We start from the raw sequence: 24,298 nt of genomic DNA, 5'->3' as shown, positions 1-24,298 counted from the left end.
TCCAGACGTACAAAAGCCGCCGGGCTGGCCGGCGGCTTTCTCGAGCCTGTCGCGATGGCGAAAATACTAGCCCGGCTGGAGATCCACGGCCTTGGGGCCCTTGCCGCGCTTGTCCGGCTCGGTCTCGAATGTGATCCGCATGCCATCGTTCATGTTCGAAATCCCGGAACGTTCGACAGCCGTGACGTGCACGAACACATCCTTGCCGCCATCATCCGGGGTGATGAAGCCGAATCCCTTCGACGCATTGAAAAATTTGACTGTACCAGTCTGTCGCATCGCTGTTCCTTTCCCGTTCTCTTCACTCTGCCGGCCGCTCCGCTCGGCCAGCACACTTCAGGCACTCAGGTTGTCGGGGAAAGGTCTCTGCGTCTTATCGATATCGTGCGGTCGCTTGCGCTGGCCGCTTCGCGAATGACTTAGCATCCGACGCGCCTTGTTCCAGTCTCCGTCGGGTCCTTTGCCCGTGCAGGGCGAAATATGCTTCAGCATTCGCAGAAAATCAATGCCCTGCATTCCCATACGTAAGGCGGCTAGTTGCTTGGGAAGACTGTGCCCCGGATTGCTATTATTCTATATGTTCGACTGACGGTAAGCATGGCTTTGTAGATCAGCCGTGTTGCGTTGCGGCAGTCGACCGGTCCGCCCTTCGTCCTGCAAGGGAGGGCGGGCGGAACAATCGGCATCCACAGGGCCGGACCCGGCCCTGAACGGCAAGCCGGCGTGTCATTCAGCTGGCATGAAGACTGCATAGTGCGGAGGCGAAACGCCGGATGCGCCCTTGACGAAAATTTGACGTCGCGAGAGGGAACAAAATCGAGCGGATCGCATTATATCTCACGATTATATCTATCGTGTTCGCAGGGCAGGGCGGAGATCGATGATGTCAGCGTTCAGCGCGGATAATCTTCTGGCGGCGGCGGCAGTCTGGATTGCGATCATGTTGCCGAGTGCGGCTTTTGGAAACGACCCGGTTCGGGAAGATGTCGCGGTTTCGAGCTGCAACGCCCGGCCCGCCCAGGCTGGGTCCGGGAACGTGATCCCGGATTCGATCCGCGCAGGCTTCGATCGCGCCGCCTGACGTCGCATCAGAGGCACCCGATTGACCTGGCCTCAGGCGGCGGGTCCTGTCTGCGGCTGTTTTCTGCTGAGTTGCCACGACGCGAACGCCACCAGCAAGGCCGCTATGGTCAGGGCCGCGCCCACCAGAGGCAGCTTGTCATAGGTCGCGCCCATCGTGATGGCGAGTCCGCCTACCCACGCGCCGCCGGCATTGCCAACATTGAACGCACCCTGATTCAGCGTGGAAGCCAGGTTGGGCGCCTCGCCGGCGCATTCGATCACGCGCATCTGCAGCGGCGCGATCAGGATGAACATCACGCAGCCCCAGACGAACACGCTGATGCAGGCGCCAATGACGGAGTGACTGGAATAGCTGAACTGCGCCAGCACGACGATCAACGCGGTAAGGGCGCCGAGGATCGTCGGCATCAACTTCCAGTCCGCCAGTCGACCGCCGATCAGATTGCCGATCGTGATGCCGACGCCGAACAGCAGCAGCACCCAGGTGACCTGATGCGGCGCCAGGCCGGTCACGGTCTGCAGGATCGGTGCGATATAGGTGAAGCAGGCGAAGGTGGCAGCCGCCGACAGCACGCTCACGGCCATGGCCAGCCAGACCTGCAGGCGCTTGAACACGGCGAATTCGCGCATGAGACTGGGCGGGGCGGAGGCGCCCCGGTCAGAGGGAACCCAGGCGAGGATGGCCGCGACCGAGACGAGGCCGATCGCCACGACCGCCCAGAAGGTGGCGCGCCAGCCGGCGAACTGTCCCAGCGCGGTGCCGCCCGGGACGCCGAAAATGTTGGCGAGCGTCAGGCCGGCGAACACCAGCGCCATGGCCTGGGCGCGCTGGTTGCGCGGCACCAGCGTGCCCGCGACGACGGCGCTGATGCCGAAGAACGCGCCGTGGCCGAAGGCGGTAAACACGCGCGCCGCCATCAGCAGCCCGTAGGTGGGCGCGACGGCGCAGAAGACATTGCCGACCACGAACAGCATGGCCAACCCGACCAGCGTGATCTTGCGCGGCAATCGTGCGGTGGCGAGCACGATGATCGGCCCGCCGATGACGACGCCGATCGCATAGCCGGTGATCAGCAGCCCCGCGCTCGGGATCGAGACGCCGAGATCGGCCGCCACTTCCGGCAGCAGGCCCATGATGACGAATTCAGTCGTGCCGATGCCGAACGAGGCAATGGCCAGGGCGAAGAGGGCGATCGGCATCGGGAAGTCCGGCGGTGAAGGGCGGTGCGGCTGCGAAGGCGATGGTCAGGACAATGACTGCCGACCGGCGCATTTTGCAATGCACAAATCGTCGGCCATTGCATTTTGCAACGCACGTTCAGTGAGGCGCGGGGATGATCCCCGCAGAGCCGGTCAGGTGATGGAGGTGAAGAGCCGGTTCCAGCGGATCGACCACGGCCACTTCCAGAATTCCCAGACGCGTGCGCCGTCGGCGATCGAGAAGAACACCCAGCGCGCCTTGCCCTCGACGTTCTCGTTGGGCACGAAGCCCATCGACTGCATGTCGCGCGAATCCGCGGAGTTGTCGCGGTTGTCGCCCATCATGAAGAGGTGGCCGGGTGGAACTTCATATTTCGGCGTGTTGTCGAACGAACCGCGATCGCCCTCGATCTCGATGATCTGGTGCTTGACCCCGCTCGGCAGCGTCTCTTCGTAGCGCGGCGCGGAGATGGTGTTGCCGAAGAAGTCCTTGGTCTCGTAGGGCTCGATCGGCTGGCGCTCGACCATCTTGTCGTTGATGTAGAGCCGGCCGTCGATCATCTGCACCGTGTCGCCGGGCTTGCCGATGACCCGCTTGATGAAATCGGTCGAATTGTCCTTCGGTCCCTTGAAGACGACGATGTCGCCCTGGTTCGGTTCCGAGCCCCAGATGCGGCCCTCGAACGGTCCCATGCCGAAGGGGAAAGAGTAGCGGGAATAGCCGTAGGAATATTTCGAGACGAACAGATAGTCGCCGATCTCCAGCGTCGGGATCAGCGAGCCCGACGGAATCTCGAAGGGCTGGAACAGGAAGGTCCGCACGATGAGCGCGATGATCAGCGCTTCGGCGAAGACGCGGATGGTGCCGCCGAGACCGTCCTTGGACGACTTCTTTTTCTCGGCGGTCTTCTCTAGTTCAGCCATCATGCGACTTTCAGCCGATTGGGGAGCCTGTCATTTAGGCGATGCCGGCCCGAGCGGCAACCGAAAGCCGTCGAGACCGCCGCCCTCCGGCAGCGCGATGCTCGTACCGGTTGACGATGCGTCTTCCTGCGTCGGGGCTGACAAGCGACGGGCATGTCGCCATATCTGCGGCGATCCGGGCCGTTCTGCTTCAAACCGCCCCAAGAGGTGACCCAAATGGAATTCGGCATCTACACCTTCGGCGACAATATGCCCGACCCGATCACGGGTGCCCGGCTCGATCCGGTGCAGCGCGTGCGCAATCTGATCGAGGAAATCGAACTGGCCGACCAGGTCGGCCTCGACGTCTTCGGTCTCGGCGAGCATCACCGGCCCGACTATCTGGTCTCCGCTCCCGACGTGATCCTGGCGGCCGGCGCCGCGCGGACGAAGACGATCCGCCTTTCCAGCGCCGTTACGGTTCTCTCCTCCGATGATCCGGTGCGCGTCTTCCAGCGCTTCTCCACGCTCGACCTCGTGTCCAACGGGCGCGCCGAGATCATGGCCGGGCGCGGCTCGTTCATCGAATCCTTCCCGCTGTTCGGCTACGACCTTGGCGACTATGACGCGCTGTTTTCGGAAAACCTCGACCTGCTGCTCAAGCTGCGCGACGGCGAGCGGGTGAACTGGCCCGGCGGCCATCGCGCCGCGATCCACGATCTCGGCGTCTATCCGCGTCCCGTCCAGGATCCCCTGCCGGTCTGGATCGCGGTCGGCGGCACGCCGCAATCGGTCGTGCGCGCGGCGGTGCTCGGGCTGCCGCTGGCGATCGCGATCATCGGCGGCAACCCGGCGCATTTTCAGCCGCTGGTCGATCTCTACCATCGCGCCGCAAAGGAATCCGGCAGCGACGCGACCCATCTGCGCGTCGGCATCAATTCGCACGGTTTCATCGCCGAGAATTCGCAAGACGCGGCCGACATCGCCTATCCGCCCTTCGCCGCTGTGATGACCAAGCTCGGCAAGGAGCGCGGCTGGCCGCCGACGACGCGAGGCCAGTTCGAGGCGCAGCGCCGCCTGCATGGCGCGCTGTTCGTGGGCAGCCCGTCCGAGGTGGCCGAAAAGATCCTCTACCAGCACGAACTGTTCGACCATGACCGCTTCCTGATCCAGTTCAGCGTCGGCACGCTGCCGCATGACAAGATGATGAAGTCGATCGAGCTTTTCGGGACCAAGGTCGTGCCGGAGGTCCGGAGGGCGCTGGCCGCGAAGGCGGAAACGGCCGTCGTCCCATAGGCTTGGGGCGGGATGTTGATGCTTCGAAGCGTCGCGACAATCGTTAACGCGGGGACGATTCGGGGCCTCCGTGCGATTCGCCGGGTGGCTGCTTCCGGTGGAATCCGCGCGCTGCGGGATGACGCAGCGACCGGCAGGAAAACGCAGGAAACGAGCGGCTTTTCGCGTTGGTGTTGATGGGGCCGGCGCCTGCAACTCGAATTTTTTTGCGCGCCCTAACCCCTTCGGAATTCCTCACTTTTGCCCTGCAAACCCTTAACGGGCCCGGCGTGGTTAACCACTCGTTAACCAGCGTGTCGCACACATTGCTTAACAGAAGGCAAAGAGCGACCGTGGCTACTCCCGCTTCCAAACAACGCGCAGCAATCCGGTTCCGGGGAAGGTCCTTCCTCGCTACCGTCCTGGCGCCCGAGCTTCCGCTGGCCGACTGGCTGGCCGAACTCGACAAGCTTTCCAAACGTTCCGAGGGCTACTTCGCCAGTCGCCCCGTCATTCTCGACGTCACCGGCCTCGCCATCACCAAGCGCGACTTCGCAGAGCTGATCGCCATGCTATACGAACGCGAGATCAAGGTGATGGGGGTCGAGGGCGCCGATCCGTCCTGGCTCGGCTTCGGCATGCCGCCATCCGTCAGTGGTGGCAAGCAGACCGAAATCCTGCACAAGCCGTCCGCCGAGCCACCCAAGAACAGCTTCGTGGACCGTGCGGTCCCGTCGCTGCTGATCGAGACGCCGGTCCGTTCCGGCCAGTCGATCATCTTCCCGCAGGGCGACGTGACCGTGGTCGGCTCCGTCGCCTCGGGCGCGGAGATCATCGCCGGCAACTCGATCCATATCTACGGCACGCTGCGCGGACGCGCGATCGCCGGGTCGACCGGCAATGCCGGGGCGCGGATCTTCTGCCAGAAATTCGAGGCCGAGCTGATCGCCATCGACGGCCTCTACCAGACTGCGGATGACCTGGATGCGAGCCTTCGCGGCCGATCGGTCCAGGCCTGGCTCGCAAATGACAAGATGAACATGGCGGCGCTGGCCTGAGCCAGCAAGGAGCACAAGCAATGTCTCAGGTTCTCGTTGTGACATCGGGCAAGGGCGGGGTGGGCAAGACGACGTCCACCGCCGCCATCGGCGCTGCACTGGCCCTGTCCGGCCAGCGGGTCGCCGTCGTCGATTTCGATGTCGGCCTGCGCAATCTCGACCTCGTCATGGGCGCCGAGCGCCGCGTGGTCTACGACCTCATCAACGTGGTGCAGGGCGAAGCCAAGCTGCAGCAGGCGCTGATCCGCGACAAGCGGCTCGACACGCTCTATGTGCTGCCGGCTTCGCAGACCCGCGACAAGGATGCGCTCACCGAAGAGGGTGTCACGCGCGTCATGGAAGAGCTGCGCGGCCATTTCGACTGGGTCGTCTGCGACAGCCCGGCCGGCATCGAGCGCGGCGCCATGCTGGCCATGCGCCATGCGGATGTCGCCATCGTCGTCACCAATCCCGAAGTCTCGTCGGTGCGCGATTCCGATCGCATCATCGGCATGCTGGATTCGAAGACGGTCAAGGCGGAGAAGGGCGAGTACATGGAGAAGCATCTCCTGCTCACCCGCTACGACGCAGCCCGGGCCGAGCGCGGCCAGATGCTGAAGGTCGAGGACGTTCTCGAGATCCTGTCGATCCCGCTGCTCGGCATCATCCCTGAAAGCGAGGCCGTCCTCAACGCGTCCAACGTCGGCTGCCCGGTCACGCTGGTCGACACCGACAGCGCCCCGGCGCGCGCCTATCTCGACGCGGCCCGCCGCCTCGAGGGCGAGAACATCCCGATGGTCGTTCCGGCGGAGCGGCGCGGCTTCATGAGCAAGCTTTTCGGTCGGAGGGCTGCATGACGATTTTCAATTTCTTCAAGCCGTCACGTTCGTCCGCGCCGGTGGCTCGCGACCGGCTGCAGATCCTGCTGCAGCACGAACGGGTCTCGGCAGGAGCCAGCGACCTGATCGCCAAGCTCCGGGAAGAGATCCTCGGCGTGATCGCCCGCCACGTCGACATCCCGGCCGACAAGGTCCAGGTGAAAATGCAGCGCGGTGATGCGGTCTCGACGCTGGAGGTCGAGATCGAACTGCCGAACCCGATCCGCCAGCGGCGGAAAGAGGGCGCCGAGGCAGCCGCTTGAAACCAGGAGGCCGGCATTCTTGCCGGCTTTTTCATGCGCGTCCGCGTGAGCTTGATCGGGGCGTGGCATCACCGGCGGAAGCCGGATGATTTCTTTCCGACGTTGACGATTTTTCTGGCCAAGGCTACCGGAAATCCCGCACCTATGGTTGTGGGCAACGAAGGGGGACAGCATGTTCATTTACGTTCTGGCACTTCTGATCGGCGTCGTCGCGGGTCTGCGCGCCATGACCGCGCCGGCCGCGGTCGCCTGGGCCGCCTATCTTGGCTGGATCAACCTCGATGGCAGCTGGCTCTCCTTCCTGAGCCACTGGCTGGCGCTGCTGATCCTCACCCTGCTCGCCGTTGCCGAACTGGTCACCGACCAGTTGCCGTCGACGCCGAGCCGCAAGGTGCCCGTCCAGTTTGCGACCCGGATCTTCATGGGCGCCGTTTGCGGCGCGGCGATCGGATTTGCCGGTGGGGTCTGGGTTGCCGGTCTGATTGCCGGCGCGATCGGCGCCGTGATCGGCACGCTGGGCGGCTATGAGGCGCGGAGAAGCCTCGTCGCGGCGACGGGCGGCAAGGACCTGCCGATCGCGCTGATCGAGGACGGGATCGCCATTGCGCTGGCGCTCTGGATCGTCGCCTACGTCACCTGACGCCCCTTACACGCTGTAGAGGACCTTCCATAACGGGGCACGGCGATCTCACCTCTCGCTGAGGGAGAGGTGAGATGGGGCTGTTCACCCTTCAATGTCCCGAGCGGCCACTCAATAATGCGGCGGCGGGGGCTCGGGCAGGCCGGGGCGGCCGATCTGTTCGGTCGTTTCGCGCAACTGGTCGGTCAGCTGGGAAATCTTGCGGGTAAGGAAATCGAGCTGCTTCCACTGCGCGGTGATCGCGCTGTTCAGGTCCTCGATCGTTTCGTCCTGATAGGCGATGCGGATTTCCAGCGCCTCGATGCGGTTGGCAAGAGCCCCGCCAGCGTCCGTGTCGGTCATCCGATCCTCCCTGTGCTCTGGCGTGCTCCCTACGGCGTGTCGGCTTCCGGCGCAAGGGCGGGCGAGGGCCAGGCTCAGACGGCGATGTCCTTGGCACAGGTGGCGGCGCGTTCGAGCAGAAGCTGGCGCTCGCGCATGTTGCGGGTGAGGGCGGCGGCGCGTTCGAAATCGGCCTGCGCCTCGGCGAGGCGGCCGAGCTTCATCAGCAGATCGGCGCGCACGCCCGGCAGCAAATGCGAGGTGGCGAGCACTGGCTCGTTCGCCAGCGATTCGACAAGGGCGAGGCCCGCCGCCGGCCCTTCGGCCATGGCGACGGCGACGGCGCGGTTCAGCTCCACGACGGGCGAGGGCGCTATCCGGGCCAGTTCGGCGTAGAGGCTGGCGATGCGGCCCCAATCGGTCTGCGCGGCGGTCGGCGCGCGGGCGTGGCAGGCCGCGATCGCCGCCTGCAGCGTATAGGTGCCGCGGGGCCCGAGTGCCTCGGCGCGCGCCAGCGCCGCGAGGCCGCGACGGATCAGCAGGTGATCCCAGCGCGCGCGGTTCTGATCCATCAGCAGCACCGGTTCGCCGTTCGGGCCGACCCTGGCGGCGAAGCGCGAAGCCTGGATTTCCATCAGCGCGACGAGACCATGCACGTCCGGCTCGTTCGGCGCGAGGCCGGCCAGGATGCGGCCGAGCCGCACCGCCTCGTCAGCCAGCTGCGGGCGGATCCAGTCCTCGCCGGCGGTGGCCGAATAGCCCTCGTTGAAGATCAGGTAGATGACCTCGATCACCGAGGCGAGCCGTTTCGCCCGGTCCTCACCGCGCGGCACTTCATAGGGCACGTTGGCGTCGGCAAGCGTGCGCTTGGCCCGCACGATGCGCTGCGCGACGGTCGGCTCGGGCACGAAGAAGGCGCGGGCGATCTCGCCCGTGGAGAGCCCGCCGATCAGCCGCAGCGTCAGCGCGACGCGCGCCTCGGCGGAGAGGATCGGATGGCAGGCCGTGAAGACCAGCTTCAGCAGGTCGTCGCCAATGTCGTCGTCGAGCCGCGCCTCGAGTGCATCGACGACGCTGTCCTGGTCGAGATCGCTGATATAGCCGATCTCGGCGTGCTTCTCGTCGGCCAGCTTGCGGTGGCGGATGCGGTCGATGGCGCGCCGCTTGGCGGTCGCCATCAGCCAGGCGCCGGGATTGTCGGGAATGCCGGTTTCCGGCCAGCGTTCCAGCGCCGCCACCAGCGCATCCTGCGCCAGCTCCTCGGCCTGGCTGATGTCGCGCAGCATGCGCGCAAGGCTGGCGACGAGCTTTGCCTGCTCGATCCGCCAGACTGCGCTGATCGCCTGATGGGTTTCGGTACGTGTCACGGCTGCGGATCAGGCCACGTCCCGCCCGCAGACGCAAGACAGGAGGCGCGAAGACCTATCTCCCCTCCGTCGCCATCCTGAGATTGGCCAGGCCGGTCGCGAAATCGCGGCCGATCAGATTGTCCATGTCGACGAATATTCCGAACAGCTTGCCGATGAACGGCGTCGGGCCCTCCATGCTCCAGCGCACGCGCGTGGCGTCGCCATCCGGCTCCAGCGTGAATTCGGCGAGGTTGCTGGCCCGCATCGGCCTGGTGAAGTCGAGGCGAATGCGGACGAGGGAAGGCGGCGCGGTGTCGGCGATCTCCATCCGTCCGGCGCCGGCCTTGCCGTCCCCGCTCCACTGGTAGACCGCGCCCTTGCCGGCCGGTGCGCCATCGAAGCTTCGCTTCATGGTCGGGTCGCTCGTCTCATAGGGCGACCATTCGGCCCAGCGATGGAAATCGTTGATCAGCGTAAGATCGCGGCCGCCGGTGCCTGGATGCGCACCTGCCGCTCGACGCGCAGGCGGCCGGGACGCGTCGCGGCATAAGCGAGGACCGTGAGGATCGCGACGACCAGAATGATCGCCGCGACGAGAAGGAACTTGAGCATGATGGTCTCCCGGCCGGCGCAGGCTAGCGCCGGGCCGAGTTCCCCTGCATGGTCTCGAAGCCGGCGGCGGCTTCCTGCACGTCGGCGGGGAAGTCCTCCATTTCCTGGACCTGGCGGACCTCGATGATCTCGTTGTCGCCGGCCGGGCAGCGGCTCGCCCATTCGATCGCTTCGGCGCGCGATTTGACGTTGATCATCCAGTAGCCGCCGAGCACCTCCTTGGCCTCGGCAAACGGGCCGTCGCTGACCCTGGGCTTGCCGCCCTGAAAGGTGACCCGAGCGCCCATGGAGGGCGGATGCAGGCCGTCGCAGGAGAGCAGGATGCCGGCGTCCTGCAGGGCCTGGTTGTATTTCATCATCTGGGCCACGGCGGCGGCCTCCGGCATGGTGCCGGGCGTCGCGGTCTCGTAGCCCCTGGGGATCATCAGCATCATGAAGCGCATGGTCTTGTCCTGTTCTGGGTGGTGGGGTGTTGCGGGAAAGCTCAAGCGGGCCTTGCGCCCGCTTCCATCTGGCGGAGGCGATCGATCGCCTCGCTCGGTTCGAAATCCTCGAGTTCAAACAGCTGCCGCAACTCGATCTCACCTTCCTTGCCGTCGCCGGCGGGGTTCGGCATCCGCTTCGCCCATTCGATCGCCTCGTCGCGCGACTTGACCTCGATGATCGTGTAGCCGGCGATCAGTTCCTTCGCTTCCGCGAACGGGCCGTCGATGACCGAGCGCTGGCCGCGGGCGGAAAAGAGGATCCGCGCGCCCCTGGAGGACGGCTGGAGGCCGGAGGCATCAAGCAGCGCTCCGGCCCGGGCGAGTTCTTCGTGATAGGCCGTCATCTCGGCAATCCGCTTTTCTTCCGGCATGACGCCGGCTTCCGTGTCCTTGTTGGCCTTGACGAGGATCATGAACCGCATGGCGAGTTCCTCCGGATCGGGTGCCTTGGCGAGCCGGGCAGCTCCGGCTTCTGGCAACACGACGGACGACAGGCGGCGAGATCGACAGGGGGCGATGCAATTTTCCCCATTCGGCCCGACGTGGCTTCCCGGCCGTCACGTTGTCGGCGCTCCGGGGCGCTGGTAGACAGGCAGCAACGCGATATTGGGCAGGATGGCACGATTTGAAACAGGCACATTCCGGCGACACGGTCGCCCTCGGGCTCGACCAGGTGTTCGAACTTTCGAAGGCCGTGCTGATCGCGGCCGGGCTCAGCGAAGCCCAGGCGAGGCCGGTCGCCCGCGTCATCACCGAGGGACAGCGCGACGAGTGTCATTCGCACGGCCTGTTCCGGCTGCCGGGATGCGTCCAGACCATCAACCATCCGCGCTTCAATCGAGCCGCCGCGCCGGTTGTCGAGAACACCACGGCGGCGGTGACCAAGGTCGACGCCGGTTTCGGTTTCTCGCTGCCAGCCTTCGAGGCGGCATTGCCGACTTTCGTGGAGAAGGCCAAGTCGATCGGTGTCGCCGTGCTGGCGATCAATCATTGCTTCCACTTCTCGGCGCTCTGGCCCGAGATCGAGATGCTGACGGCGCAGGGACTGGTCGCCATCGCCATGACGCCGAGCCATAGCTGGGTCGCGCCTGCGGGCGGCACCAAGGGAGCGCTCGGCACCAACCCGATCGCCTTCGGCTGGCCCCGCGAAGGGCAGAACCCCTATGTGTTCGATTTCGCCACCAGCGCGATCGCGCGCGGCGACATCTCGCTGCACAAGATGTCCGGAAAGCCTTTGCAGCCGGGCTGGGCGATCGACGCGGACGGCAATCCGACCACCGATGCGGCAGCGGCGCTCGACGGCGCGATGCTGACCTTCGGCGGACACAAGGGCTCGGCGCTCTCGACGATGATCGAGCTGCTGGCCGGGCCGCTGATCGCCGACATGACCAGCCTTGAGTCGATGGAGTTCGACGATGGCGTCAAGGCGGCGCCGGCGCATGGCGAGATCCTGATCGCCTTCGATCCGAAGATCCTCGGCGGCACGCGCGACAACCAGGCGAGCAGCGAGCGGCTGTTCTCGGCCATTGCCGACCAGGGCGCGCGACTACCCTCGCTGCGGCGCTACGAGGCGCGGGCGCGCAGCCTGGCGCATGGCGTCCGCATCCCGCGCCATCTCTACGAGCAGATCATGAGCCTGCCGAGGGCGGGCTGACCGCCGGCCGGTCGCCTTCGCGGGCGCGGTGCGCGGTGACGCAGGCGAGCACGCTCGCCACCACCAATAGGATGGCGACGCTTTCCAGCGTCGTCGGCAGGCGGCGTTCCCACAGGAAGCCGTAGAGCAGCGCGAACAGCGTCTCGAACAGGATCATCTGGCCGACCATGGTCAGCGGCATCAGTCGGCTCATCCAGTTCCAGCAGGCATTGCCGATGATCGAGGCGCAGAACGCGACGCCGGCCGCGACCCCGGCGAAGCGCAGCCATGCGTCGGCTTCGTGGGATTGCGCGCCGATCAGCAGCGCCGGCGGCAGCAGGAGCAGCGCCAGCCCGCCGGTGACCACGCCGGTCAGCAGGTTCCAATCATAGGACGATATATGCCGGACGCGGACCAGCCAGCGGGCATTGCCGACGGCATAGCTCGTCCAGGATGCCAGCGCGCCAATGGCGCAGGCAAGACCGACCAGTCCGCCCGGCCGCAGGCCTGACTCGATCGAGCCGAGCGATTGCCAGCCGATGCAGAGAATACCCGCCGTGCCGAGTACGAGCGACGGCGCCAGCCGCAACAACGGCGTCGCGCCCTGGTCTCGGCTGCCGATCAGCGTGACCGCGACCGGCAGGAAACCGATGATCAGCGAGGTCATGGCGATGCCGCCAAGCTGCACGGCGCTGGCGAGCAGGACGTAATAAATGATGTTGCCGAGCAGGCTGAGCCAGACCAGCGCGCCCCATTCGCGCGCGCCGAGGCCGCGGGTGAGCCGGCGCCAGCGCGGCGCGATCAGCGCGGTCGCGAACAGGCCATAGGCGAGATAGCGGGCGGCGGCGAGCTGCAGCGGCGTGAATTCGCGCACCAGCTGCGGCGCGAGGAAGACAAGCCCCCAAAGCGCGCCGGCCGCGACGCCGCAGCCCACTCCAATCCACATCCTGCCGTCGCTGGTCACGATCATCTCCCGGAAAGACCCGGTGATGTCATGTCGGGCTGCGCGGTTCTCGGCCGAAGCTATCGCATTTTAGGCCCGGTCTCGCCAAGCGCGTTCGGAGCGGCGTCCGTCACCGGAGCGGGCCTTCCGCGCGGCTTTGACGGCGATAGGCGGCCGGTGTCAGGCCGGTGGCGCGGCGCATGGCGCGGGTCAGCGCATTCTGGTCGGAATAGCCGGCGCGAAGGGCGAGTTCGGCGATGGACGCATCCGATGTCGCCAGCCATTCCCGCACCCGCTTCAGGCGCAATTCCGACAGCCAGGCCGCCGGTGTCGTGTCGAATTCGCTGCGGAACAGCGCATGCAGGCGGCTGACGCTCATCGCGGTGCGCTCCGCCATCGCCTCGGTGGTCCAGGAACGGCCGGGCGCCGCCTCGATCTGGCCGAGCAGGGCGGCCAGGCGCGATTGCGGCCGGGCAGGCGCCTGCACCAGCGCATCGAGCAGCAGCGGCAGCCAGTGTTCGAGCTGGTCGCCGCGCGCGCCGCCACCGCCGGCCACGAAACTCATATAGTCGACCAGCCGGTTCGCCGCCGGCGCCAGCGGCAGGAAAGGGCGGGCGACGAGGCGGTCGGCGACATCCGGATCCATACTGGCGAGGTCGAGATCGACTATCAGCGAGCGATTGGCGCGGTCGCCTGCCTGCGAATGCGGCGCGCCGGTTTCGACGAAGGCGGCCCGAAACGCATCGAGTCGCTGCTCCCGCCCGGCGATGTCGATGGCCAGTGTCCCCTTCAACGGCAGGACCAGCTGCGCGAAATCGTGCCGATGCGGATCGCTGGCGCCGCCATAGCTGCGGATATCGAGATTGAGGAGGGCGTTCAGGCGCATCGGGCAACTATATCAGCCTCGCTCCGGTATTCCGAAGCGGCAAACTTTGCATCCGACCTCTTCAAATTCGCATCCGGACGTTCTACTTTCGTACCCATGGCCAAGCGTCCCAAAACTTCCGGCTTCGGCGAAGCGCCGCAGGCTCCGCTCGAAGGTACTCCCCTGTCGGGCAACATCGCCGACTGGATGGAGGAGATCGCGCGCGCGGCGGATGCCGAGCCGATCGCTCCCAAGCCGAAGCGCGCCCCGCGCGCCCGTCCCGAACGCATGCAGTTGGTCGATCTTCCCGTCGATGCCGGGCGCAAGGCAAAGGGCAAGAAGACCGACAAGAAGGCGGAAGGCGACACGCACAAGTCCGGGCGCGGCACGTCGATCGGCGTGGCGGCGACGGCGCGCGAGCGCGCGGCCAGCGGTCTCAACCCGGTTTCCGGCCTGGAGATCAGCCTCGAGGAAGCGGAGTCGATGTCCGCCTCGTCGGTGACGGCGACGGTCGCCGCGCTTTCGGCGCTGATCGAGACCGGCCGTCCCGAAATCCAGGACAAGACCTGGGTGCCGCACCGGCCGCCTCGGCCCGAGAAGTCGGAAGGTGGCCAACCGTTCAAGATCGTATCGCCCTTCGAGCCGCGCGGCGACCAGCCGAACGCGATCCGCGAACTGGTGGCCGGCGTCGCCGAGCAGGAACGCGACCAGGTGCTGCTCGGCGTCACCGGCTCCGGCAAGACCTTCACCATGGCCAAGATCATCGAGGAGACGCAGCGGCCCGCGCTGATCCTGGCGCCGAACAAGACACTCGCGGCTCAGCTCTATGGCGAGTTCAAGTCGTTCTTCCCGGATAACGCCGTCGAGTATTTCGTCTCCTACTACGACTATTACCAGCCGGAAGCCTATGTGCCGCGCACGGATACCTTCATCGAGAAGGAATCCTCCGTGAACGAGCAGATCGACCGCATGCGCCATTCGGCCACGCGTTCGCTGCTGGAGCGCGACGACGTCATCATCGTCGCCTCGGTTTCCTGCATCTACGGTATCGGCTCCGTCGAGACCTATACGGCGATGACCTTCGGCATCACGCTGGGCGAGAAGCTCAACCAGCGTCAGTTGCTCGCCGACCTGGTGGCGCTGCAATACAAGCGCCAGGACCTGAACTTCGTGCGCGGCTCGTTCCGGGTGCGCGGCGACACCGTCGAGATTTTCCCGGCCCACTTGGAGGATCGCGCCTGGCGTCTGTCGCTGTTCGGCGACGAGGTCGAGAGCATCACCGAGTTCGATCCCCTGACCGGGCAGAAGACGGCCGAGCTCAAATTCGTCAAGGTCTACGCCAACTCGCACTATGTGACGCCGAAGCCGACGCTTAACCAGGCGATCGCCTCGATCAAGCATGAGCTGCGCCTGCGCTTGGCCGAGTTGGAGGCCGCCGGCCGCCTGCTGGAAGCGCAGCGGCTGGAGCAGCGCTGCCGTTTCGACATCGAGATGATCGAGGCGACCGGCGCCTGCGCCGGCATCGAGAACTATTCGCGCTATCTGACCGGACGCCTGCCGGGCGAGCCGCCGCCGACCCTGTTCGAATATCTGCCGGACAATGCTCTCGTCTTCACCGACGAGAGCCATGTCACCATCCCGCAGATTGGCGGCATGTATCGCGGCGACTTCAGGCGCAAGGCGACGCTGGCCGAATATGGCTTCCGCCTGCCTTCCTGCATGGACAATCGACCGCTGCGCTTCGAGGAATGGGACGCGATGCGTCCGCAGACGGTGCACGTCTCGGCAACGCCCGGCAGCTGGGAGATGGAAGCGACTGGCGGTGTCTTCACCGAGCAGGTTATCCGCCCGACCGGGCTGATCGATCCGCCGGTCGAGATCCGCACGGCCAAGACGCAGGTCGACGATCTGCTCGGCGAAGTGCGCGAAACCGCCAGGAAGGGCTATCGCACGCTGGTCACGACCTTGACCAAGCGCATGGCCGAGGACCTGACGGAATATCTGCACGAGAACGGCGTTCGCGTCCGCTACATGCACTCCGACGTCGAGACGCTGGAGCGCATCGAGATCATCCGCGACCTGCGGCTCGGCGCCTTCGACGTGCTGATCGGCATCAACCTGCTGCGCGAAGGCCTCGACATTCCGGAATGCGGCCTCGTCGCCATCCTGGATGCGGACAAGGAAGGCTTCCTGCGCTCCGAGACCTCGCTGATCCAGACCATTGGCCGCGCGGCGCGCAACGTCGACGGCAAGGTCATCCTGTATGCCGATCGCATCACCGGCTCGATGGAGCGGGCGATGGGCGAGACCGAGCGCCGCCGCGAAAAGCAGATCGCCTACAACCTCGAGCACGGCATCACGCCGGCTTCGATCAAGCGCGATATCGGCGACATCCTGTCTTCGGTCTACGAGCAGGATCACGTCACCGTCGATGCCGGCCTGGCCGATACGGCGCTGGTCGGCAACAATCTGAAGACGCATCTCGACGCGCTCGAGAAGAAGATGCGCGACGCCGCCATGAATCTCGAATTCGAGACGGCCGCCCGCCTGCGCGACGAGATCAAGCGCCTCAAGGAGACGGAACTCGCCATTGCCGACGATCCGCTGGCGCGCCAGTCGGCGATCGACGATCGCACCGGCGGTTATCGCGGCGATCGCAAATATGGCAGCGCCGCCAATCTGCCGCCGGAACCCAAGGGAGAGCCGAAGACGCGGGCCCGTAAGAACGATCTCGACGAGATGACGGTGGGTCGCACCGAGGTTCCCGTGGCGACGCGGGCGCGAAAACCGCATCTGGACGAGATGGGCGCAAGTTCGAACATGACCTCGGTTGCCGCCGACGAGCACGAGCGGCCCCAGCGTCCCGACCCCATGACGACCAACCATCGGCCGGGCGGGCGTTCGGTCGGTGGCCGGGCCGGCAGTTCCGCCGGCCGCAAGGGACCGAAGCGCCGGTAGAGGCGGGCTCCATCCATGCAGTGGTGGTGAGGGATTTGCTTTTTTGAACCCTCCCCTTGAGGGAGGGTCGAAATCGCCCTTCGCGATTTCGGGGAGGGGCGCTTTGCCGGATGTCTGCTCTCTGATGGATGGCCCAGTCACTCGGCGGTTCCACGAAGAACCCCTCCCCAAAACCGCTTCGCGGTTTTGACCCTCCCTCGGGGGGAGGGTTCAGACGGAGGCCGGTCGAAGAGCGGGGCTCAGTCCTTGGTGCTGATCGACCAGGAAGCGTGAATGACGCCGGGCAGGCTGTCGATCCGGCGGGCTACGGCGTCCATCTCCGCTGCATTGACGGCGGTATTGACCAGCGTCGCGACGATTTCGGCGAGGTTTTCGCCGCGATCGACGACGTCGAGATCGCCAGCCGGATAATGTGCCTTTTCGAGCATGTCGGCGACGAGGGGGCGCAGACGCGGCAGGTCGTTGTCGCGAACCGTGACCGTCACCTCATAGGTCGCCTCGGATGCCTCCTCGTTCAGCGGGATGCGGTTGATGGTGTTGACCAGCGGCCGCAGCAGCGTGTTGCCGGCGATGACGAACAGCGTCACCAGGGCCGCGTGCGCGATCATGTCGGCGCCGGCGCAGGCGCCGATCGCCGCCGCGCACCAGAGCGTCGCGGCTGTGTTGAGGCCACGGACATTCATGCCCTCGCGCATGATTGCGCCCGCGCCGAGAAAGCCGACGCCGGACACGACATAGGAGATGACCCGCACCGCTTCTGTCGGGCCCGTGATCGCCATGGAGAGATCGACGAAGGCGGCCGCGCCGACCGCGACCAGCACGTTGGTCCGCAGGCCGGCGGTGCGCTGGCGATACTGGCGCTCGGCGCCCACGGCCGTTCCGAAGATGAAGGCGGCCGTCAGGCTGACCACGGTGTCGAGGAAGGGCCAGAACTCGAAGACTTCAATGAACCGCACGATCGGGCCTGCCAGTGACGGGGCGAATCAGACGGCTCATCCTAGCCGAGAGCGGCTGGACCTTCATGACGGCGGCAGGGTCGTCAGGGCGTGGCTGGCTTCGCCACCAGCACATAGCCCCGCGTCCGGTTGTCATTGTCGGCGTCGGGCGTGTTCATGGCACCATAGAGGTCGGCCGCCTTCACCCAGACGGGCGGATATTTGTAGCGGGCAACATCGAGAATGAGGAAGCGGTCCGCCTCCGCGTCATAGGCGGCGAGCGGCGAGATGTGCCCACCCGTCTCCTGCTCGATCGCCTTGCGCAGATAGTTGACGATGACGAAATGCCCGGGTTTCGCCAGATAGTCGCGGGCGACGGTGCGAAATTCATCCAGGGTCGTGTCGGCGGCATGGGTCACGACGACCCCCAGCGGTTGTGTCGCGAGTACGCCTCCCAACTGGTCGAGCGTCATGCCCTGCATCAGGATGGTGGTTCGCTTCACGACGGCATCGGTTCGCTCATCGAGCAGGTTGTCCTGTGTGAAGGTGCGGTAGGGCCGGTATTCCGGCACGTCGGGTGCCGGCACGCCGGCCGCATTCAGCACCATCACCATCGAGGCGACACCGCAGAAGGACTGGGTCTTCTGGGTAACGAAGTTGTCGGCAAGCGGGAAATAGGCTTCCCGAGCCTCGGCGCCGATCAGGAGGGCCTCGCCGCTGTCCGTCGCGGCGCCGATCAGGTTTGCCGGCAAGGGCAGCGTCTCGGCCGAAGCGTGGCTCGTGGCGATGGCGAGGAAGAGCAGCGCTGCACGCAGATACGAGGTGCTCATGACGGCGATCCCTGAGGCCCGAGAGAACGGGATCGCGATGATGCCGCTTTTTTCCACGCAGCGCGAGGGGGCGCTGCGGGAGCAACAGGGCGGGGCGGCAACGCTGGCATTGCGTCGACGACGGATGTTGCGTCCTGGCAGCTTGGGTTTCCCCGGCAGGACTTCCCGTCGCGACGTTCCGTCTGACGGCCCGTGACCCCGCGAAGTTCGACGGATCGCGACAAAGCCGGGCGCCGTCTTGGGCGACGGGCACGCCGCGGCGCTCTCCGCCAATTCATCCGACCATTGGCCATCACTGCGAAATTGCTGCCAAATTTACCGTCGGCGCAGAACGGAGAAGGTTCACGAAAAAACGTGTTTGACTGGAGCCCGAAATAAATCATACGAAGTCGTGCCGAGCGGAGTCTGGCCCGGTAGGGCGGGTGGACGAACGACCGCAACCGGAAGGTTGCAAGGCATTGTGATCGTAGGTTCGTGGAGACGGAGCCTGCTGACATAAGCGGCTTGGCGACACGCGTGAGCAAACGTCGTACTATTAGGGAGAAGACGAATGAAGTTGTTCAAGTCCGCGCTCGCGGCAGTTACCGTCAGCATGCTGGCGTTCGCACCGGCAGCGCACGCCGAAGACAAGGGCCTGATCGGCGTTCTGATGCCGACTAAGACGTCGCAGCGCTGGATCAACGATGGCGACGCCGTCAAGTCCCAGCTCGAGGCCAAGGGCTACACGGTCGACCTGCAATACGCGCAGGACGATATCCCGAACCAGCTGAGCCAGCTCGAGAACGAGATCACCAAGGGCCCGAAGGCCCTGATCATCGCCTCGATCGACGGCACGACGCTGTCGGACGCGCTGCAGAAGGCTGCCGACGCCGGTGTCGTCGTCGTCGCCTATGACCGCCTGATCAAGAAGACCCCGAACGTCGATTACTACACGACCTTCGACAATTTCGGCGTCGGCGTCATCCAGGCGACCTCGCTGGTCAAGGGCCTCAAGGAACGCTTCCCCGACACCAAGCCGTGGAACGTCGAGCTGTTCGGCGGTTCGCCGGACGACAACAACGCCTTCTTCTTCTATGACGGCGCCATGTCGGTCCTGCAGCCGCTGATCGATGACGGCTCGATCAAGATCGTCTCCGGCCAGGTCGGCATGGACAAGGTCGGCACGCTGCGTTGGCTCGCCGCCACCGCCCAGGCCCGCATGGACAACCTGCTCTCGGCCAACTACTCGGACGGCAAGCGCGTCGACGGCATCCTGTCGCCGTATGACGGCCTGTCGCGCGGCATCATCGCTTCGCTGCGTGGCGTCGGCTACGGCACCGCCGAGCAGCCCTGGCCGATCGTGACCGGCCAGGACGCCGAGACCGCTTCGGTCAAGGCGATCATCGCCGGCGAGCAGTACTCGACCGTCTTCAAGGACACCCGCGACCTCGCCAAGTCGACCGTCGAACTCGTCGACACGGTCCTCTCGGGCGGCAAGCCGGAAAACCTCGACACCAAGACGTACAACAACGACGTCAAGGTCGTCCCCTCGATCCTGCTGACCCCGCATGAAGTCGACAAGACCAACTACGAGAAGCTCGTGGTTGAGTCGGGCTACATCAAGGCCGACGAACTCAAGTAATCCTACGATCCAGATTGGGGGCCTCGCTTAGGCGAGGCCCCTTCTCGTCTCGCGGACGAGGGGATAACGTCTCCTTGTCGGTATACCTGCGCCGGAGCGGTCCGCCATGCCTTCTTATATTCTCGAGATGCGCGACATCACCAAGACCTTCCCAGGGGTCAAGGCGCTCTCCAACGTCAATCTCAAGGTCGAGGAAGGCGAAATCCACGCCATCTGCGGCGAGAACGGGGCCGGCAAGTCGACCCTGATGAAAGTGTTGTCGGGAGTCTATCCGTCGGGCGACTACGAAGGCCAGATCATCTATCGCGGCCAGGAATGCCACTTCAGGGGCATTCACGACAGCGAGGAGAAGGGCATCGTCATCATCCACCAGGAACTGGCCCTGGTTCCGATGCTGTCGATCGCCGAGAACATCTTCCTCGGCAACGAGCACGCGAAGTTCGGCGTGATCGACTGGGGCGCGAACGAGAAGCGCACCCGCGCCCTGCTCAAGAAGGTCGGTCTCAGCGAGGACCCGAATACGCTGATTACCAATATCGGCACCGGCAAGCAGCAGCTGGTGGAAATCGCCAAGGCGCTGAGCAAGGAAGTCGAACTGCTGATCCTGGACGAGCCGACGGCAAGTCTTTCCGAGAAGGACAGCCAGGCGCTGCTGGATCTGCTGCTGGAATTCAAGCGCGAGGGCATCACCTCGATCATCATTTCGCACAAGCTGAACGAGATCAACCGCGTCGCCGACCACGTCACGGTCATTCGCGACGGGCGCACGATCGAGACGCTGGATCGCAGCGAGATCAGCGAGGACCGGATCATCACCTCCATGGTGGGCCGCTCGCTCGAGGACCGCTATCCGCCGCGCGATCCCAAGATCGGCGAGGTCTTCTTCGAGGTGAAGAACTGGTCGGTCTACCATCCGCTGCATGCGGATCGTCAGGTCATCAAGAACATCAACCTGAATGTCCGCAAGGGCGAGGTCGTCGGCATCGCCGGCCTGATGGGCGCCGGGCGGACCGAGTTCGCCATGAGCCTGTTCGGGCGCAGCTATGGCCGGAAGATCACCGGCGAGGTCGAACTGCACGGCAAGCCGGTCGATGTCTCGACGGTGGGCAAGGCGGTCAAGCAGGGTCTCGCCTATGTCACCGAGGACCGCAAGGTATTCGGCCTCAACCTGATCGAAGACATCAAGAACAACATCACCATTGCCAATCTGAAGGGCGTTTCGACGAACGGCGTCATCAACGACCTCAGGGAACTCGACGTCGCCAACGAATATCGCAGCAAGACCAACATCCGCTCGCCCAGCGTCTATCAGAAGACCGGCAATCTCTCGGGTGGCAACCAGCAGAAGGTGGTGCTGAGCAAGTGGCTCTTCGCCAATCCCGAAGTGCTGATCCTCGACGAGCCGACGCGCGGCATCGATGTCGGCGCCAAGTATGAGATCTACACGATCATTGCGCGGCTGGCGGCCGAGGGCAGGGCGATCATCGTCATCTCGTCCGAAATGCCCGAACTTCTTGGCATCTCCGACCGCATCTACGTCATGAACGAGGGTGCGATCGTCGGCGAGATGCCGGCGAGCGAGGCGAGCCAGGAAAAGATCATGCGCGCCATCGTGCGCGGAGAAGGAAAAGCAGCATGAGCACCGATATCGCTCCAAACCCGCAGACCGGCGTCGCCACGGATATCCCGGCCGGCACCCGCGTCCCCGTTTCGTCGTTCGTCTCGAACCTGCGCGAATATGGGCTGATCCTGGCGCTGATCGCCATCATGGTGTTCTTCCAGCTGACGACCGGCACGCTGTTCAAGCCTGTCAATCTCAGCAATCTCGTGCAGCAGAACAGCTTCATCATCGTGATGGCGCTCGGCATGCTGCTCGTCATCGTCTCCGGCCATATCGATCTCTCCGTCGGCTCGGTCGCCGGCTTCATCGGCGCGCTCGCCGCGATGATGATGGTGATCTGGCCGCTGGGCGGTTTCTTCGCCAACCCATTGGTCGTCGCCATCCTCTGCCTTGTCGTCGGCGGCGCGATCGGCGCGGCGCAGGGCTACTGGATCGCCTATCACCGCATACCGAGCTTCATCGTCACGCTCGCCGGCATGCTGGTCTTCCGCGGCCTTTGCCAGGGGCTCCTGGGCGGCGGTTCGTCGGTCGGCCCGCTGCCGGATTCGTTCAAGGCGCTGAGCTCGGGCTTCCTGCCGGAAGTGCTCGGCACCTGGGTGCTGATCCCCCCGACGGTCAATGCCGCCGGCAAGACGGTTTTCGGCAGCGGCATCACGCTCAACCTGACCACGCTCCTGCTTGGCATCGTCGCCGTGCTCGCCTATGCCATCTCTGGGCTTCGCGCCCGCCGGACGCGCGAGAAGCACGGCTATGAGGCCGAGCCCTTCGCTCTGTTCGTGGTCAAGACGATCGTGATCTCGGCGCTGGCGCTGTTCTTCGTCTACCAGTTCGCCGTCTATCGCGGCTTCCCGATCGTGCTGGTGGTGATGGGCATCCTCGTCGCGATCTTCGTCTTCATCACGCGGCACACCACGATCGGTCGCCGCGTCTACGCGATGGGCGGCAACATCAAGGCGGCGCAGCTCTCCGGCATCAAGACCGAGCGCCTGACCCTGCTCGTCTTCATCAACATGGGCGTGCTGTCGGCGCTGGGCGGCCTGATCATCGCGGCCCGCCTCGGCCAGGCCGTGCCCGCCGCCGGTCTTGGCAGCGAGCTCGACGTTATCGCGGCGGTGTTCATCGGCGGCGCGTCGGCCATGGGCGGCGTCGGCCAGGTGATCAGCACCGTCGTCGGCGGCTTCATCATGGGCGTGATGAACAACGGCATGTCCATCATGGGCGTGAACGTCGACTGGCAGCAGGTGGTCAAGGGCCTCGTCCTGCTCGGCGCCGTGGTGTTCGACGTCTACAACAAGAACAAGGGCTGACGGCCTCCAGGCTGCGGCAGTGCACGAATGAGAAAGCCCCCGCTCGGTCGAGCGGGGGCTCTTTTGTTGCTCGGGTGGCGGGGAGACGGAAGACCCTCACCCCAACCCTGTCCCGCGCGCGGGAGAGGGGGCTCGCCGAGCCCGGCCGTTCTGGCGCGGCGCCGCCCGAAAAGCCCTCGCCCGCTTTCTGGAGAGGGGTGGGTGAGGGGCTTGCCTGTCTGGATGCAGCGCCTGGTCTCGGCCTCACCCCTTCAGAAACGCCTTGAACTTGTCGCCGAAGTCCTTGTGCCAGCGCGAAAGGGGCGGCCGGTTCTCGACGATGTCGCCGGCGGCCCAGAGGATGCGCTTCTCGTCGGTGGCGCGATCGACGTCATTGTCGGGGCAGAGGATGTAGAAATCGCCGCGATCGAGCGAGGCGAGCATGAAGTCGACCGTCTGTTCCGGCGTCCAGGCGGCAGCCGGCTTCTCGGTGCGGTCGCCCTTGGTCAGATAGGACCAGACGAAGCCCGGGATCAGCAGATGCGCCGTGACCCGGGCGCCCTCGATGTTGCGCAGTTCATGCGCCAGCGCTTCGGTTGCCACCTTCACGCCGGCCTTGGAGACATTATAGCCTGCATCGCCCGGCGGTGTGGTGATGCCCTGCTTGGAGCCGGTGTTGATCACCAGTCCCGGCTCGGTGCCCTTCAGCATTTCGGGCACGAAGACCTGCATGCCGTGCACGACGCCGAACAGATTGGTGCCGATCACGCGCTCCCAGTTCTCGAACGATCCGAGCACCGGGCCGGCGCCGTCGGTGCCGGCATTGTTCATCAGCACGTTGACCTTGCCGAAGCGCTGGTAGACCGCGTCCTTCAGGCGCTCGACATCGTCGCGGCTGGCGACGTTGGTACGCACCGCCAGAACGTCGGGGCCGAGTTCGGCCGCGGCGGCGTCGAGCGCATCCTGGCGATAGTCGGCGATGGCGACCTTCATGCCCATCGCCAGGAACTTCCTGGCGGCGGCGAGGCCGATGCCGGAGGCGCCGCCGGTGATGACGGCGACATGGTTCGGGGCGAGCGCGGGGTGGGTCATGGCGTGGCGTCCGGGTTTTGGAATGGGCGCGTAGCTAAGGACGCCCGCGCCGGATTGTCCAGATGCCCTGGCCGGACCCTTCCGGACTGCCGGCATTTCCCGCGAGGCGCGTGAACCGTCCCTGACGCGGTTCAGAACATCCCGGCCATCATCCGCTGGCGAATCTCGTTCTGGCGCTCCCGGATCATGCCAGGAATCAGGAAGGCATCGATGAGCACCCAGATGAAGCCGATGAGGATGAAGTAGCTGAGGATCTGCAGTATCGCGGTTCCCGGCCGCCCCAGGTAGAAGCGGTGGGCCGAGACGAACCAGAGAAACAGCCAGAGCAGGTAGGCGGTGGCCGTGCTCGGGCTTTCATTGGCCACGCGCATCTCGATCAGCATTTGTTGTTCGGTCGTCAGCGGCATCTGTCTTCCCCTATCCGGCGCGACCATAACCGAACCGGGCAGAATGGGAAGGGACCCGCAT

General features: G+C 65.3%; 26 protein-coding genes. 11 read left to right on the top strand and 15 right to left on the bottom strand.

The annotated features are described in order from the left end of the window. Positions 1–66 precede the first annotated feature (66 nt). Positions 67–279, bottom strand: a complete 213-nt coding sequence (locus OSH10_RS01730; RefSeq protein WP_266330359.1) for a cold-shock protein — start codon at positions 277–279, stop codon at positions 67–69. Between the two features lie 604 nt (positions 280–883). Between OSH10_RS01730 and OSH10_RS01725 the strand changes: the two genes are divergently transcribed. After that, positions 884–1,081 carry a hypothetical protein gene (locus OSH10_RS01725; protein WP_266329746.1) on the top strand — a complete coding sequence of 66 codons (198 nt, stop codon included), beginning with the start codon at positions 884–886 and terminating at the stop codon, positions 1,079–1,081. A gap of 32 nt (positions 1,082–1,113) precedes the next feature. On the opposite strand, the gene OSH10_RS01720 is transcribed toward OSH10_RS01725, so the two are convergent. Both OSH10_RS01720 and lepB read right to left on the bottom strand, forming a co-directional pair. After that, complete coding sequence (locus OSH10_RS01720) at positions 1,114–2,283, bottom strand: MFS transporter (RefSeq protein ID WP_266329745.1); 1,170 nt, start codon at positions 2,281–2,283, stop codon at positions 1,114–1,116. A 153-nt stretch (positions 2,284–2,436) separates the two neighbouring features. Then, complete coding sequence (gene lepB / locus OSH10_RS01715; protein WP_266329744.1) at positions 2,437–3,210, bottom strand: signal peptidase I; 774 nt, start codon at positions 3,208–3,210, stop codon at positions 2,437–2,439. 213 nt (positions 3,211–3,423) lie between these two features. On the opposite strand from lepB, the gene OSH10_RS01710 reads away from it, so the two are divergent. The 5 genes from OSH10_RS01710 (at position 3,424) to OSH10_RS01690 (ending at position 7,279) form a co-directional block, all read left to right on the top strand. Continuing rightward, positions 3,424–4,482 (top strand): LLM class flavin-dependent oxidoreductase, encoded by a 1,059-nt coding sequence (locus tag OSH10_RS01710; protein ID WP_266329743.1) that lies wholly within the window; start codon positions 3,424–3,426, stop codon positions 4,480–4,482. 332 nt (positions 4,483–4,814) lie between these two features. Then, positions 4,815–5,519, top strand: a complete 705-nt coding sequence (gene minC, locus OSH10_RS01705) for a septum site-determining protein MinC (protein ID WP_266329741.1) — start codon at positions 4,815–4,817, stop codon at positions 5,517–5,519. A gap of 20 nt (positions 5,520–5,539) precedes the next feature. Continuing rightward, on the top strand, positions 5,540–6,355 hold the full coding sequence (minD, locus tag OSH10_RS01700) for a septum site-determining protein MinD (RefSeq protein WP_266329739.1): 816 nt from the start codon (positions 5,540–5,542) through the stop codon (positions 6,353–6,355). Further along, a complete protein-coding gene (gene minE, locus OSH10_RS01695) occupies positions 6,352–6,639 on the top strand; it encodes a cell division topological specificity factor MinE (RefSeq protein ID WP_266329738.1) in 288 nt (95 codons plus the stop codon). The genes minD and minE overlap by 4 nt, the downstream gene beginning before the upstream one ends. Before the next feature lie 172 nt (positions 6,640–6,811). Next, positions 6,812–7,279: a DUF4126 family protein gene (locus OSH10_RS01690; protein WP_266329737.1), complete on the top strand. Its 468-nt coding sequence runs from the start codon at positions 6,812–6,814 to the stop codon at positions 7,277–7,279. A 111-nt stretch (positions 7,280–7,390) separates the two neighbouring features. Here the strand turns inward: OSH10_RS01690 and OSH10_RS01685 are convergent, their stop codons facing one another. The 6 genes from OSH10_RS01685 to OSH10_RS01665 form a co-directional block, all read right to left on the bottom strand. Then, positions 7,391–7,621, bottom strand: a complete 231-nt coding sequence (locus OSH10_RS01685; RefSeq protein ID WP_266329736.1) for a SlyX family protein — start codon at positions 7,619–7,621, stop codon at positions 7,391–7,393. A 74-nt stretch (positions 7,622–7,695) separates the two neighbouring features. Further along, on the bottom strand, positions 7,696–8,967 hold the full coding sequence (locus OSH10_RS01680; RefSeq protein WP_266329735.1) for an RNA polymerase sigma factor: 1,272 nt from the start codon (positions 8,965–8,967) through the stop codon (positions 7,696–7,698). 55 nt (positions 8,968–9,022) lie between these two features. Beyond that, positions 9,023–9,361 carry an SRPBCC family protein gene (locus OSH10_RS22900; RefSeq protein ID WP_323181538.1) on the bottom strand — a complete coding sequence of 113 codons (339 nt, stop codon included), beginning with the start codon at positions 9,359–9,361 and terminating at the stop codon, positions 9,023–9,025. A gap of 56 nt (positions 9,362–9,417) precedes the next feature. Continuing rightward, positions 9,418–9,561, bottom strand: a complete 144-nt coding sequence (locus OSH10_RS22895; protein ID WP_323181537.1) for a hypothetical protein — start codon at positions 9,559–9,561, stop codon at positions 9,418–9,420. 23 nt (positions 9,562–9,584) lie between these two features. Continuing rightward, entirely contained in the window at positions 9,585–10,004 is a 420-nt protein-coding gene (locus OSH10_RS01670; protein WP_266329734.1) for a YciI family protein, read from the bottom strand. 41 nt (positions 10,005–10,045) lie between these two features. Next, a complete protein-coding gene (locus OSH10_RS01665) occupies positions 10,046–10,468 on the bottom strand; it encodes a YciI family protein (RefSeq protein WP_266329733.1) in 423 nt (140 codons plus the stop codon). Between the two features lie 203 nt (positions 10,469–10,671). Here OSH10_RS01665 and OSH10_RS01660 point away from each other — a divergent pair, with 203 nt between their 5' ends. Then, positions 10,672–11,700, top strand: a complete 1,029-nt coding sequence (locus OSH10_RS01660) for an Ldh family oxidoreductase (RefSeq protein ID WP_266329732.1) — start codon at positions 10,672–10,674, stop codon at positions 11,698–11,700. On the opposite strand, the gene OSH10_RS01655 is transcribed toward OSH10_RS01660, so the two are convergent. Together OSH10_RS01655 and OSH10_RS01650 are read right to left on the bottom strand one after the other, a co-directional pair. Next, a complete protein-coding gene (locus tag OSH10_RS01655) occupies positions 11,675–12,643 on the bottom strand; it encodes a DMT family transporter (protein WP_266329730.1) in 969 nt (322 codons plus the stop codon). The genes OSH10_RS01660 and OSH10_RS01655 overlap by 26 nt on opposite strands. 109 nt (positions 12,644–12,752) lie before the next feature. Next, positions 12,753–13,508 (bottom strand): helix-turn-helix domain-containing protein, encoded by a 756-nt coding sequence (locus OSH10_RS01650; protein ID WP_266329729.1) that lies wholly within the window; start codon positions 13,506–13,508, stop codon positions 12,753–12,755. Between the two features lie 96 nt (positions 13,509–13,604). Here OSH10_RS01650 and uvrB point away from each other — a divergent pair, with 96 nt between their 5' ends. Continuing rightward, the gene (uvrB, locus tag OSH10_RS01645; RefSeq protein ID WP_266329728.1) at positions 13,605–16,445 is read left to right on the top strand and encodes an excinuclease ABC subunit UvrB; all 2,841 of its coding nucleotides are present in this window, start codon (positions 13,605–13,607) and stop codon (positions 16,443–16,445) included. Between the two features lie 239 nt (positions 16,446–16,684). Here uvrB and OSH10_RS01640 read toward each other — a convergent pair whose 3' ends face one another. Further along, complete coding sequence (locus OSH10_RS01640; protein WP_266329726.1) at positions 16,685–17,401, bottom strand: MgtC/SapB family protein; 717 nt, start codon at positions 17,399–17,401, stop codon at positions 16,685–16,687. Positions 17,402–17,484: 83 nt separating this feature from the next. After that, entirely contained in the window at positions 17,485–18,210 is a 726-nt protein-coding gene (locus OSH10_RS01635) for a phytochelatin synthase family protein (protein ID WP_266329724.1), read from the bottom strand. Between the two features lie 550 nt (positions 18,211–18,760). On the opposite strand from OSH10_RS01635, the gene chvE reads away from it, so the two are divergent. The 3 genes from chvE (at position 18,761) to mmsB (ending at position 22,759) form a co-directional block, all read left to right on the top strand. Beyond that, positions 18,761–19,831, top strand: coding sequence for a multiple monosaccharide ABC transporter substrate-binding protein (chvE, locus tag OSH10_RS01630; RefSeq protein WP_266329723.1), 1,071 nt, complete (start codon positions 18,761–18,763; stop codon positions 19,829–19,831). Between the two features lie 106 nt (positions 19,832–19,937). Further along, a complete protein-coding gene (gene mmsA / locus OSH10_RS01625; RefSeq protein ID WP_266329721.1) occupies positions 19,938–21,470 on the top strand; it encodes a multiple monosaccharide ABC transporter ATP-binding protein in 1,533 nt (510 codons plus the stop codon). Beyond that, positions 21,467–22,759: a multiple monosaccharide ABC transporter permease gene (mmsB, locus tag OSH10_RS01620; protein WP_266329720.1), complete on the top strand. Its 1,293-nt coding sequence runs from the start codon at positions 21,467–21,469 to the stop codon at positions 22,757–22,759. Before mmsA ends, mmsB begins: the two co-directional genes overlap by 4 nt. 243 nt (positions 22,760–23,002) lie before the next feature. On the opposite strand, the gene OSH10_RS01615 is transcribed toward mmsB, so the two are convergent. Both OSH10_RS01615 and OSH10_RS01610 read right to left on the bottom strand, forming a co-directional pair. Then, complete coding sequence (locus tag OSH10_RS01615) at positions 23,003–23,830, bottom strand: SDR family NAD(P)-dependent oxidoreductase (protein WP_266329719.1); 828 nt, start codon at positions 23,828–23,830, stop codon at positions 23,003–23,005. A 131-nt stretch (positions 23,831–23,961) separates the two neighbouring features. Then, a complete protein-coding gene (locus OSH10_RS01610; protein ID WP_266329718.1) occupies positions 23,962–24,237 on the bottom strand; it encodes a TM2 domain-containing protein in 276 nt (91 codons plus the stop codon). Positions 24,238–24,298 lie beyond the last annotated feature (61 nt).

This window comes from Kaistia defluvii (assembly GCF_026343955.1).
In the GTDB taxonomy this organism is placed as follows: Bacteria; Pseudomonadota; Alphaproteobacteria; order Rhizobiales; family Kaistiaceae; genus Kaistia; species Kaistia defluvii.
Note: the sequence above shows the minus strand (reverse complement) of the source record. Positions and strands in the feature narration are given on the sequence as shown.